Here is a 12,505-nt window from a genome sequence, read left to right as displayed (position 1 = left end):
AAATGTACAGAATTTTGAAATTTATTTTGCTAATAATATTTGCATTTTAACAGAAAATTATTACATTTGTATAATAATTGAAACTAAATACGCAGAAAGATGAGTGAAAAAAACAGGATATTTAATAAGGTAAAACATTGGCTATTAGATTATGAGTTTACCATCAGTTTTCAGGATGAAAATCAGAAAGTTTTAATTATAGAAAAAGAATCCAACGGAATTAAAAATATGATTCTGATTGTTTCCGATACGATTTTAATCATGGAGCAGTTTCTCTTTGAAATTAAAAATCCCACCCAAGAGATTTATAAAATTCTGCTTCAGAAAAACCGGGATATTGTACATGGTGCATTTGTGTTGGATCACTCAGGAAAGAAAGTAATCTTCAGAGATACTTTGCCTGTGGATAATATGGCGCAAAACGAAGTGATGGCTTCTATAGATTCTCTCGGAATTTTGGTAGGAGAGTTTAACAGCGAAATGATACAAATGACTAAATAAGTAAAAACTACAATATGAATATTTTTAAAAGATTATATACAATAGGAAAAGCCGAGATCAATTCGGTTTTAGAAAATTTTGAAGATCCCATAAAGCTCACGGAAAACGGAATTTCTGATATGAAAAATCAATTGTCGGAAAGTATGGAAGCTTTGGCTAAGTTAAAAGCGCTTTCTATACGCAAGAAAAACGAAATTGAATCTGAAGAACAGGCAGCGAAAGATTATTATACGAAGGCAATTCTTCTGGTTCAGAAATCGGAGAAAGGTGAAATTGAGGTTTCAGAAGCAGATCGTTTGGCGAAAGAATCTCTTAAAAAACAGAGTATAGCACAGGAAAGAGCCGAAAATTTAAAAAAGGAAAATGAAAAGCTGCAGGACGATTGTGAAAAAATGCAGGCAAATATCAATAACCTGAAATCGAGTATTTCAAAATGGGAAAATGAACTCAGAACTTTGGAAGCAAGAGTGCAGGTAAGCGAAGCAACGAAAGATATTAATCAAAAAATGACGCAGATTGACGGCAGCAGTGCGGTTTCTATGCTCGAAAAGCTTAAAGAAAAAGTAGTGCAGCAGGAGGCGATGGCAGAAGCTTACAGCGATATTTCCAAAGCTGGAAAATCTGTGGATGATGAAATTGATGATCTGGTAAAAAATATAGACGGTGAAGCGGAAAATGCTTTGCAAAAACTAAAAGAATCATTTAAAAAAGGCTAAAATATGACCTTTCAGGAATTTCTACATATATCATTTTCGCCGGTAAATACCGTCTTGAGTGTGCTGCTGATTTTGGCGGTGATCTATTGGCTGTTTACCATTATCACAGGTTTGGATATTGATATAGGAATCGATGCAGATTTTGATACGGATGTAGATGCGCCGGATGGTTATATTCATGTTACAGGCAGTTCTTCAGATTTTATCCAGTTTTTGAAATTTCTGAATCTGGATATTGTTCCCATTTCCTATTTTTTAACAATTGCGCTGTTTTTCACATGGTTGGGTTCATTTTATGTTGAGGTTTATTTTTCACCAGAACTTTGGATTGCGGTTATAACGGTTTTTCCCATGTTTTTGTTGGCTATTTTAATCACAAAACTGCTTTTAAAACCTTTGAATCCATTTTTCAGGGAAATCAATCATAAAGGAGAAAAGCCGCACGATTTTTTAGGAAGGGAAGGAAGAATGAAATCAACTATTCATGGAGATAAAACCGGAATTTTAGAAGTTTTTATCGGAAGCGATCCTATGACTTTAATGGTGAAGAGTAAAGACGGTGAAAAGATAGAATACGGAACAAAAGTAATTATCGTAGATGAAGATCCTCAAAGGAAATTCTATTATGTTGCCACAGAAATTCGTTTTTAAAATTAATGCTATGGTTGCTTTAATAATGATGATATTCAACTACATCTTAGAATTTTTACTTTAAATTTCTCTAATTAAACTTATTGTCGGGATAGTCGTAATTGAAAATGTTTCTGCGTTCATTGCCGATTGGAACGCCTTTGCGAGCTTAAAAAACAGTTGGCATTTAAAAAATATTTGCGGACTTTGAGTTAAAAACAAGTATTATGACAAATAAGCAATAATTAAATATTATAACACTTACTTTAAAATTAAAAACACATTAAAATAAATAAACTATAAAAATATGAACACAACTTTAATTGCAGGAATCGTTATCATTGTGGTAGCTTCCCTCGGATTGATTTTCTGGATTTTATCAATGTATAAAAAAACCGTTCAGGGAATCGTCATTTTAAGAACAGGTTACGGAGGTACGAAAGTTTTCTTCAATGCAGGAATCGTTATTCCGGTCATTCACAGAATGGAATCTATGGATATTTCAGTGAAAAAACTTGAAATTGCCAGAGAAGGAAGAGCAGGGTTAATTTGTAAAGATAATATGAGAGCTGATATACAGGTTGCTTTCTTTATCAGAGTCAATAAATCGGTTGACGATATTGTGAATGTTGGTCAGACAATTGGCTGTATAAGAGCTTCGGATATCAATACTTTGAGAGAGTTATTTGAAGCTAAATTTTCAGAAGCTTTGAAAACAGTAGGTAAAAAGTTTGAATTTATTGAATTGTACGAAGCGAGAAGTGAATTTCGCCAAGAGATTCTTGACATTATCGGAACAGACCTTAATGGCTATGTTTTGGATGATTGTGCAATTGATTTCTTAGAACAAACCAAAATTGAAAATTTAGATAAAGACAATATTTTAGATTCAGAAGGTATCAAGAAAATTACAGAACTGACAGCAAATCAGAACATCAAAGCTAATCAGGTTCGTAGAGACGAGGAAAAAACCATCACTAAGCAGAATGTTGAAGCCCGTGAAGCAATTTTAGAACTGGAAAAGCAGTTGGCGGAAAAAGAAGAATCTCAAAAAAGAGAAGTTGCCAACATCAAAGCCCGTGAAAATGCCGAGATTTTGAAAGTAGATGAAGAAGAGCGTTTGAAATATGAAACCGTTCGTATTGCTACAGAAGAAAAACTTCAGATTGCAGAAGAAAATAAGCAAAGACAGGTTGTTATTGCAGCTAAAAATAAGGAACGTGCCGATTTGGTGGAAACCGAAAGAGTGCAAAAGGATCAAATGTTGGAAGCAACAGAAAGAGAAAGAATTGTTTCTTTGGCTCAGATCGAAAAAGAAAAAGCAATCGAATTAGAAAAGAAAAATATTCAGGATGCAATTCGTGAGCGATTAACAATGGAAAAAACGGTGGTGGAAGAACAACAGGGAATTAAAGATCTTGAAGCTTTCAAAACAGCCGACAGAAACAAACAAGTGGAAATTACTTTGGCAACTCAGGAAGCTGAAAAGAAATTGATTCAGGAAACCAGAGCCGCAGAATCCAGAAAATTATCTGCAGAAAAAGATGCTCAGAAATATGTGATCGAAGCTCAGGCAAAACGTGACGGAGCTGAAAAAGAAGCAGAAGCTCGTAAGATTATTGCTGATGCAAAAGCAAAAGAAGAAGCAACCGTAGGTTTATCTGAAGCTCAGGTTCTTCATGCAAAAGCGGATGCAGCAGAAAGACAGGGAATTGTAGAGTCAATCGTTATCGAGAAAAAAGCGGAAGCTGAAAGAAAAGAAGGTATTGCACAAGCCGAAGTTATCAAGGAGAAAGCATTTGCGGAAGCGGCCGGAATTACAGAAAAGGCAGAAGCAATGAAAAAACTGAACGATGCCGGAAAAGATCACGAAGAGTTCAGATTGACTTTAGCGAAAGCAAAAGAAGTGGAATTGGCTCAAATCTCAATTCAGAAAGACATCGCACAGGCTCAGGCCGGAGTTCTTGCAGAGGCATTTAAGTCTGCGAAAATTGACATCGTTGGTGGAGATAATACGTTTTTTGATAATGTCGTTCGTCAGGTCTCTGCTGGTAAAGGTTTAGATAAATTCATCAGTCACAGCGAAAATGCTACGTTGATTAAAGAAAACCTTTTGGGTGACGGCGAAAACATCATCGGAAAAGTAATGGGAATGGTTGATAAATACAATATTTCTTCCGAAGACATCAAAAACATGAGCATCGCAAGCCTGATTTTCAAACTCAATGGTGTTGCCGATCAACATGAAAAAGGCCTATTGTCAAGAGCAATGGATATGGCTAAACATTTAGGTGTTGACCAAAAACCAATCAGATAAAACATAATTTCTTTTTTAAACTTACTGGAAAGTCCCAAAGGGACGGCTTAACAAAGGATAGGATAAAATCCTATCTAATAGAAATTGTTTTTTAAAAATGGAATCATAACTAAATTATATTGTAAAACTCTCATTGTGTGATTTTTCAATGATGCTTTGAGAGTTTTTTTCTCAATATAAATTTAAAAAACTTTACCATTAAGAATTATTAAGATGTTAAGTTGGGTTAAGAAAATCAATAGATTTTTTATAAGCATGAAACTTAAAGCGAAGCTAAACTTAATGATTCTTAATTACTTAATAAACCTTAATGGTTAAAAAATAAATGTTTTTAATAGTATGATGGTAGTCTAAAATCTAGCATCTAATATCTCAAAAAATATGTCAGAAAAATTAAATTCAGGGACATACGAAATTATTCAGAGCCGTCTGAATGAGCAGAAAAATGACCTCATTCAGAGGCTTCAGAAGCTGAACGAAAACCGTAAAGAAATTTTCGGCGGCGTAGATTTTTCTCTTATTGCCAACGAAAGAATTTCTACAGAACATAATTGTATTGCCAAAGATATTTTTTCGTTAAAAAACACATTAATATTTGGTTCAAATGCTCATTTGGGCTTACAGACAGAGATCAATATTACCGATGTTTTTTCGGTTTATAAAATAAATAGCAAGCGTTTTGAGCCTCAAGATGCTTCTTTGATTGAAGATGAAATTTTCATTGAAGAGTTCAAAAATTTATATAAATATTACAGAAATACTTTTTTCGCACGCTTTCATTTTACCGAAAACTATCTGTACATGGTTTTCCAATTATCTGAAAGTACATCTGACATCAAGGCTTTCAAATGGTTGATCAAAGAAGATCAGCTGGTTTATGTAGATTCCAGAAGTGCTTCGGAGGTTACTTATCCGCCACAGCATGGTTTTGCGTGGACGAAAGCGACAAGAGATATGCAGCGCAGTGGAAAATTTCCGCACGTTTCTTTGGCCGATAAAGTTTTTGTAGAGTCGATTGGCGGCGATATTACCATTAAAATCGAAGACAATACCGACACCGGAAAAGGAATTTATTCAGAAGATGTCATTCATAAAGATCAGAATCTCGATGATGCTGAAATTCATTTCTGCGACCTTGATAATCTGGTTTTATTTAAAATTAAACCCTATCAGGAATCTGAAAGATATTTCATTTACAATCATAAAGAAAAAATAGTTTCTCGTGTTGATACTTTGAAGCATTCAGCGGTTTTGCTTCCGGAAAATCAGGGCGTATTGTTCTCGAATGGTTATGCTTTGCAGACGGGAGGCCTGAAAGTAATTTCTCAGGATTCAAACCGTCTTCATTATCTGAAAACGATTTCTGAACCGAACGGCGAAAATTTTATGTATGTTTTCTATGATGATAAAACCAATAATTATCAGCTAATTTCATACAATATCATCACACAGACTATCGAAATACCGATTCGTTGTAGTGGATATTCAATTTTAAATGATGGGAAACTTATTTATTTAAGAGAAAGCGTAGAAACGACGAAGCATCATTTAGCTCAAATCTGGCAAACACCTTACGCGAAAGAATTGTTACCGAATACCGAAAAATCAGACACGCTGATTTATAAAATCGGGAATAAGGACATCGTTCGTGTGATGGCGGAAAGTCAGGAGCTGATTACTTTACTGAACAAGGAAGATTCTTATAGCGGTTTGTATGATGATATTGTCAAGCTTTCAACCACGATTTTAGATGCATATTATTTTCTGGGTGATGATGAGGTTCAAAATTTAGATAAACCTTTAAAAGAAATCCGGAAAATAGCTCATTCTGCAATCAACGAGTTCGAAAAAGTGGTCGAACAGAAAAAAAATACCGCAGAATCTGTTGAGAAGATCAAAGTTTCCTGCGGAAAAATTTTAGAGGATACTAAGAGGATCAATTATTCTCAATTGACAGAATATATTGATATGCTTTCGCGGATCAGAGCTTTGCGTGGCGAAATTATCGGTGCAAGAGATCTGAAATATGTGGATTTAAAAATTCTTGATGTCCTAGATCAGTCGCTGGCTGCGAGATCAGAAGAACTTTCCAATGCCTGTGTAAATTTCCTGCTTCAGGAAAATTCTTTGTTGCCTTACGAAACCCGAGCGCAATCAATTTCTGAAAATATCATCAATTTGCAGAAAGCGATTGATGCTAAAACTATTGAAGAAGAAATCAGCAATTTGTCTTCACAGCTTGAGCTTTTGGTGGATATTGTCAATAATTTGAAAATTGAAGATACTTCACAATCCACGCAGATTATTGAAAATATTTCGGTGATTTTTGCAAGGTTAAATCAGGAGCGTTTAGAATTATCAAAAAGGAAAAGAGAAATTTCCGGTAAAGAACTGTCAGCTGATTCTCAGGCGCAAATGACATTGTTTGATCAGTCGGTAATTAATTTTCTAGAACTGTCCCAAACTCCGGAAAAATGTGACGAATACCTGACCAAACTTTCCATTCAGTTAGAAGAAATGGAAACAAAATTCATTGATTTTGATGAGTTTATCCAAAAAATTGGCGAAAAAAGAGAAGAAGCGTACGGTCATTTTCAAAACAAAAGAGTTCAGTTAACAGAATCTAGAAACAAGCGTACTCAAAGTTTATATGATTCTGCAAAAAGGATTTTACAGTCTGTCAAAACAAAGACGGAATCTTTCGATGCTGAAAACGAAATCAACGGCTATTTTGCAACCGATTTGATGGTGGAAAAAGTTCGTGATATTTCCCGCCAGTTAATGGAAATGGAAGATTCTGCCAAAGCTGAAGAAATTCAGACTTTGCTGAAAACTTCTCAGCAGGAAGCGGTCAGAAAGCTCAAAGATAAAAAAGAAATTTATGCAGATGGTGACAATGTGATCGCTTTGGGTGAATATAAATTTGCCGTGAACCGTCAGAAATTAGATCTGACTTTGGTGCTTCGAAATGCGCAATATTATTATCATTTAACCGGAACGGGATTTTATGAACCTCTGAATTTTGAAACAATTTCAGATTACAAAGAGGTCTGGAATCAGGAATACATTTCCGAAAATTCAAATGTCAAGCGTTTTGAATATTTAGCATGGAATATTTTTTCAAAAAATAAAAATATCAATACTGAACAGCAAAACCGAAATGCAATTCAGCAGTTTATGACTGAGCATTTTGGAGAAGGTTTGGTGAAAGGAATTCACGATGAAGATGCGTTGACGATTGTTTCAAAACTTCAGCAGATGCATAATGAGCTGGGATTGATGCAGTTTACGCCATCAGAAAGAGCGCTGGCGCAATTGTTCTGGTATTTTTTGAATCAGGAAAGAAAAGAATATTATCAGAAACAGTTTGAAGCGGCGAATTTAATTTCAAAATCATTTGTAACTGATAAAGGTTTTCAATATCTCAATAAAGAATTGTCGGATGAAATAAAATCGTTTGCCCAAAACAATCATCTTTTTGCTGAGGTCAATGATTTTAATGCTGCCATTTATCTGAAAAGAGAAAATAAATCAGCGTTTGTGGTTTCTGAGAAGGCGGCTTTGCTGTATGATTCATTTTTAAAAAATTTAAAGGAAAAAGGAAAAGACCTTGAGTTCATCGATCAGCTGAATGCGTTGAAAGATTATCCTTCAGCCTGTTTTTCTATTGCAGAAAGTGCTTTGAATGCATTCTTATTTAATTCAGAACTGAATTTTGAGGATGATATTAAAAAAGAAACCGCAGTGTTTTTTGTGACCCAGCAATTCAACGCAGAAAATATTCTGCATGTCACGTATGAAGCGGTTTTGAAAGGTTTAAAATCATTAGAAAAAGATCTTGATTATCATTTGAATTATTATGAATTCAATTCCCGCTTATCCAATTTCAATGAAGTGGTTGTTCCAAAATACAAGCAGCTGCAGGAGTTGAAAGCAAAATGGGTGAATGATAAAAAGAAAAGTCTAAAAATCGATACATTCAAATCTCAGGTTTTGAGTTCGTTTGTAAGAAATAAATTGATCAGCGATGTCTATTTCCCTTTGATCGGAGCAAATTTGGCGAAACAGTTAGGAACAGTCGGAAACGACAAACGCACAGACAGAATGGGGATGTTGCTCCTCGTTTCACCGCCCGGCTACGGAAAAACAACCTTGATGGAATATATGGCCGACCGGATGGGATTGGTTTTTATGAAAATCAACGGCCCGTCGATCGGTCACGATATTGTTTCCACCGATCCGAACGAAGCAAAAAATGCCGGAGCAAAGCAGGAACTTGAAAAACTGAATTTAGCTTTGGAAATGGGTGATAATGTGATGTTGTATCTCGATGATATTCAGCATTGTAATCCTGAGTTTTTACAGAAATTCATCTCTTTAGCCGACGGACAAAGAAAAATTGAAGGAATTTATAACGGCGAAAGCAAAACGTATGATTTAAGATCAAAGCGTTTCTGTCTCGTGATGGCTGGAAATCCGTACACGGAAAGTGGCGAGAAATTCAAAATTCCGGATATGCTAGCGAACCGTTCCGATACCTATAATTTGGGTGAAATTTCAGGAAGCAAAACCGAATTGTTTGATTTAAGTTTAATTGAAAATGCTTTGATGTCAAACGATTATCTTACAAGATTAACCAATCAGGGAATGGAAAATCTGTACAGTCTATACAACAGCATTCAAACCAATTCTACGAATGCAGATCTGGCAGGAAACTTCAGTTCAAATGAAATTTCAGACTTTAGAAAGGTTTTAGAAAATACCTTGAAAGTAAGAGATGTTGTTTTAAAAGTCAATAAACAATACATCGCTTCCGCTGCAATGGCTGATGATTACCGAAACGAACCGTCTTTCAAATTGCAGGGTTCTTATCGAAATATGAATAAGCTGATTTCGCAAATTCAGCCTATTTTAAAAGAAGAAGAAGTGACGCAGATCGTCTTAAATCATTATCAAAACGAATCTCAGACACTCACAACCGGAGCAGAATCGAATATGCTGAAACTGAAAGAGCTGATGAATCTGATTTCTGATGATGAAAAATTACGCTGGGACGAAATCAAGAAAACTTTTGTCAAAAATAAAATGATCAAAGGTTTGGGTGAAAATGATAGAATGACACAGATTGTGGCATTGCTCGCACAGTTCAGCGAAGGTTTAGATGGAATAAAAGATGTTTTGAAGAAAGATTAACTTCGAAATTTTGCAAAAAAAATGCTGCGGTAAGCGCAGCATTTCTTGTTTTAATTATTGAATATCATCTTCGCAGATTTTTTTCCATTTTGCAATGGTCGTTCTGCTGATTTTATATTTTTTCGAAATATAATTGCTCGAGAATCCATGTTGTTTTTGATAAGTTAATATCTTAAGCATCGTTTCTCTGTCGTATGTTCTTAGCTTCTGGTTGTTTTCTAAACTTTCTTTCGATTGCTTGAAAAGTTTTTCATTAAACTTAATCACCTCGTCGCTGGTGTTAAGATTCTGAAGAAGCTCCGTAACTTTTACGTCTTTCAGTTTTTCGGGGTGTTCCGCAAGAAGAAGATCGTGATAAATCTTGCTGTAATTAGGTCTCATTTTCATAATAAATAAATTTGGTGATTTATGGTTGGTTTTTTTGCAGCCATCTGTGAAGTGTACTCTTTGGGATTGAGTATTCTTTGATTACGTCAGCCTGCGTCATTTCTCCGGAAACAATTTTTTTAAGAATAAAATCCTTAATTTCCTGAGTGTAAATATTTTTTCTGAATTGTGGTGTCTTGTCAGATTTTTCTTTGGTTTTGTTCACTGCTGATGGCGGTGCGTACAAAATCAAATGGGAGCTGTAAAGTCTGAAAAAGTCATACTCCAGCAATTTAGACCATCTCAAAAGGACTTCTGTATCGATTGAATTGCTCTTGTAAATATTCTTTACAAACTCTTCATCTTTATTTAGAAAGTTACAAATTCTCTCTATTGTAATCCCTTTCTGGTCTACAAGTTCTTTGATTGATTGGCCTATATTTATTACTTTGTATAACATTTATAAATAATGATTTATTTTTAAATATTTTTCATTAATCAGTAACTGATAAGCATTTGTGTTTTTAACTTAGCTTTACAATAAGCATTTTCTGGAATCTGGAGCCTGAATATTAAAGGTGTAGTACATCTTTAAAATTTTATTATTTAACTAGTTTGTATTCAGATAATTATGAATAATTAAATTCAAATTTTATACATTTTAAAAATATTACTAAAACTATTCAAAGGCGAGGAGTGTTCTTTGATTAGTAATGACAAATTAAGGTTCGTTAATATTGGATTTTCTTTAAATTTTCCCGTAATGATGAATAGTTACGCCAATGTTTTGACTATGGGAATTTAAATTTTATCTCAATATTTGATTAAAAATTAACTTATCAATACCCCAAATTTAAAAAAATTAATCAATAAATCACTAAAATTGCATTTAATAATTGTTAATAATAATTAATTTATGTTATTGAATGAATAGTATTGGTGGTGTTTGTATTTGTTATTTCCTAGGTGTTTTGCTGCTTACTTTAAGACATTCAATAAGATATGATGCTTTGTTTGATAAAAATTCTTTTCTTTCAAAGATTGTATAGTTTGTTGATAGTATTTACCTTTGCCAAAATAAACAATACAATTGATTTAGTGAATTAATTAATTTTAAAATCATCTCAATCATCTAAATGAGTCAATATTTAATTTTAAATAAATATTCGCCTGTTTTATTGTAAGATATATAATCGCTTAATGCGAAGTTCTCCAAATGAAAAACACTCTTGCTCTTTTTGATTTTTCAAAAAAAATTAACTATAAAAATGAATTGTTAGCTGGTTTTACAGTGGCCATGACGATGATTCCGGAGTCGCTTTCTTTTGCAATTCTCGCAGGATTATCACCATTGACGGGTTTGTACGCAGCTTTTATGATGGGATTGGTCACTGCCGTTTTAGGCGGACGTCCTGGGATGGTTTCCGGTGGAGCAGGAGCAACAATTGTAGTTTTGATTGCCTTAATAAAGTCTCATGGTGTAGAATATCTTTTCGCTGCTGTGGCACTCGCAGGAATTTTTCAGATGCTGGTCGGGATTTTTAAATTAGGAAAATTTGTAAGGCTTATTCCACAACCCGTAATGTATGGTTTCCTGAATGGTTTGGCGGTCATTATTTTTATGGCGCAAATAGAACAGTTTAAAGTTATTGAGGAAAATGGAGTTGTCGGTTGGCTTCAAGGTTCTTCCTTATATATTATGGGAGGTTTGACTGCATTGACAATTGCAATCGTTTATTTCTTTCCTAAATTGACAAAAGTGGTTCCTGCATCGCTCGTTGCAATCATCGTTGTTTTTGGAGTTGTTTTAGGATTTAATATAGATACAAAAACTGTTGCTGATATTGCGAATATCAGTGGAGGCTTACCCGATTTTCATATTCCTCAAATTCCATTTTCTTTGGAAACTTTACAGATTATTTTTCCTTATGCGATGATTATGGCAGGAGTTGGTTTGATCGAATCATTGTTGACATTATCAATGGTCGATGAAATCACCAATTCAAAAGGAAGTGCCAACAAAGAATCTGTCGCACAGGGAATTGCTAATATTACCAACGGTTTTTTCGGTGGAATGGGAGGTTGTGCGATGGTTGCCCAGACTCTGGTAAATCTGAATGCTGGTTCAAGAGCAAGACTTTCCGGAATTATCGCTTCTATAACGATTTTAATTATTATTTTGATCGGAGCTCCTTTCATTGAGAAAATTCCAATGGCTGCTTTGGTTGGAGTAATGATGATGGTTGCGATCAGTACTTTTCAGTGGGTTTCTATTAGAATTGTCAACAAAATGCCAAAATCAGATATTTTTGTCGGAATGACGGTGGCTTTGATTACCATTGTTTTACATAATTTAGCATTAGCTGTTTTGGTTGGAGTGATTATTGCGGCTTTGGTTTTTGCTTGGGATAATGCGAAAAGAATTCGTGCAAGAAAGCATATTGACGAAAACGGAATTAAACATTACGAAATTTTCGGTCCATTATTTTTCGGTTCTGTAATGAATTTTACAGAGAAATTTGATCCTGCAAACGATCCTGAAGAAGTTGTAATTGATTTTAAAGAAAGCAGAGTTGTCGATATGAGTGCTATCGATGCGTTGGATAAATTGTCAAAAAAATATAATGAGTTGAATAAAAGACTGCATTTAAAACATTTAAGTGAAGATTCTATAAAATTATTGAAAAACGCAGAAGCTGTCATTGAAGTCAATATTCATGAGGATCCTACTTATAAAGTGATGCCAGAAAAGTAGTGTTAGAATGTCATTGCGAGGAGCGAA

8 protein-coding genes are annotated in these 12,505 nt (G+C 34.4%); 6 read left to right on the top strand and 2 right to left on the bottom strand.

Annotated elements, in window-relative coordinates; genetic code table 11:
* Window positions 1-99: 99 nt before the first annotated feature.
* The 5 genes from LNP04_RS06640 (at window position 100) to LNP04_RS06620 (ending at window position 9,357) form a co-directional block, all read left to right on the top strand.
* Complete coding sequence (locus tag LNP04_RS06640) at window positions 100-501, top strand: YbjN domain-containing protein (protein WP_229985766.1); 402 nt, start codon at window positions 100-102, stop codon at window positions 499-501.
* 14 nt (window positions 502-515) lie between these two features.
* The gene (locus LNP04_RS06635; protein ID WP_229985765.1) at window positions 516-1,217 is read left to right on the top strand and encodes a PspA/IM30 family protein; all 702 of its coding nucleotides are present in this window, start codon (window positions 516-518) and stop codon (window positions 1,215-1,217) included.
* Between the two features lie 3 nt (window positions 1,218-1,220).
* Window positions 1,221-1,868, top strand: a complete 648-nt coding sequence (locus LNP04_RS06630; RefSeq protein ID WP_229985764.1) for a hypothetical protein — start codon at window positions 1,221-1,223, stop codon at window positions 1,866-1,868.
* Between the two features lie 286 nt (window positions 1,869-2,154).
* Window positions 2,155-4,164 (top strand): flotillin family protein, encoded by a 2,010-nt coding sequence (locus LNP04_RS06625; RefSeq protein ID WP_229985763.1) that lies wholly within the window; start codon window positions 2,155-2,157, stop codon window positions 4,162-4,164.
* Between the two features lie 381 nt (window positions 4,165-4,545).
* Window positions 4,546-9,357, top strand: coding sequence for a DNA repair ATPase (locus tag LNP04_RS06620; protein ID WP_229985762.1), 4,812 nt, complete (start codon window positions 4,546-4,548; stop codon window positions 9,355-9,357).
* A 54-nt stretch (window positions 9,358-9,411) separates the two neighbouring features.
* Here LNP04_RS06620 and LNP04_RS06615 read toward each other — a convergent pair whose 3' ends face one another.
* Entirely contained in the window at window positions 9,412-9,744 is a 333-nt protein-coding gene (locus LNP04_RS06615) for a helix-turn-helix domain-containing protein (protein ID WP_228446798.1), read from the bottom strand.
* 19 nt (window positions 9,745-9,763) lie between these two features.
* Window positions 9,764-10,183: a transposase gene (locus tag LNP04_RS06610; protein WP_229985761.1), complete on the bottom strand. Its 420-nt coding sequence runs from the start codon at window positions 10,181-10,183 to the stop codon at window positions 9,764-9,766.
* Between the two features lie 756 nt (window positions 10,184-10,939).
* Between LNP04_RS06610 and LNP04_RS06605 the strand changes: the two genes are divergently transcribed.
* Window positions 10,940-12,478, top strand: coding sequence for a SulP family inorganic anion transporter (locus LNP04_RS06605; RefSeq protein WP_229985760.1), 1,539 nt, complete (start codon window positions 10,940-10,942; stop codon window positions 12,476-12,478).
* Window positions 12,479-12,505: the final 27 nt, after the last annotated feature.

Origin of the sequence: Chryseobacterium sp. C-71, from assembly GCF_020911865.1 — a bacterium.
Taxonomy (GTDB): domain Bacteria; phylum Bacteroidota; class Bacteroidia; order Flavobacteriales; family Weeksellaceae; genus Chryseobacterium.
The sequence above is the reverse complement of the archived record's forward strand: the minus strand, read 5'-3'. Positions and strand labels throughout refer to the sequence as shown.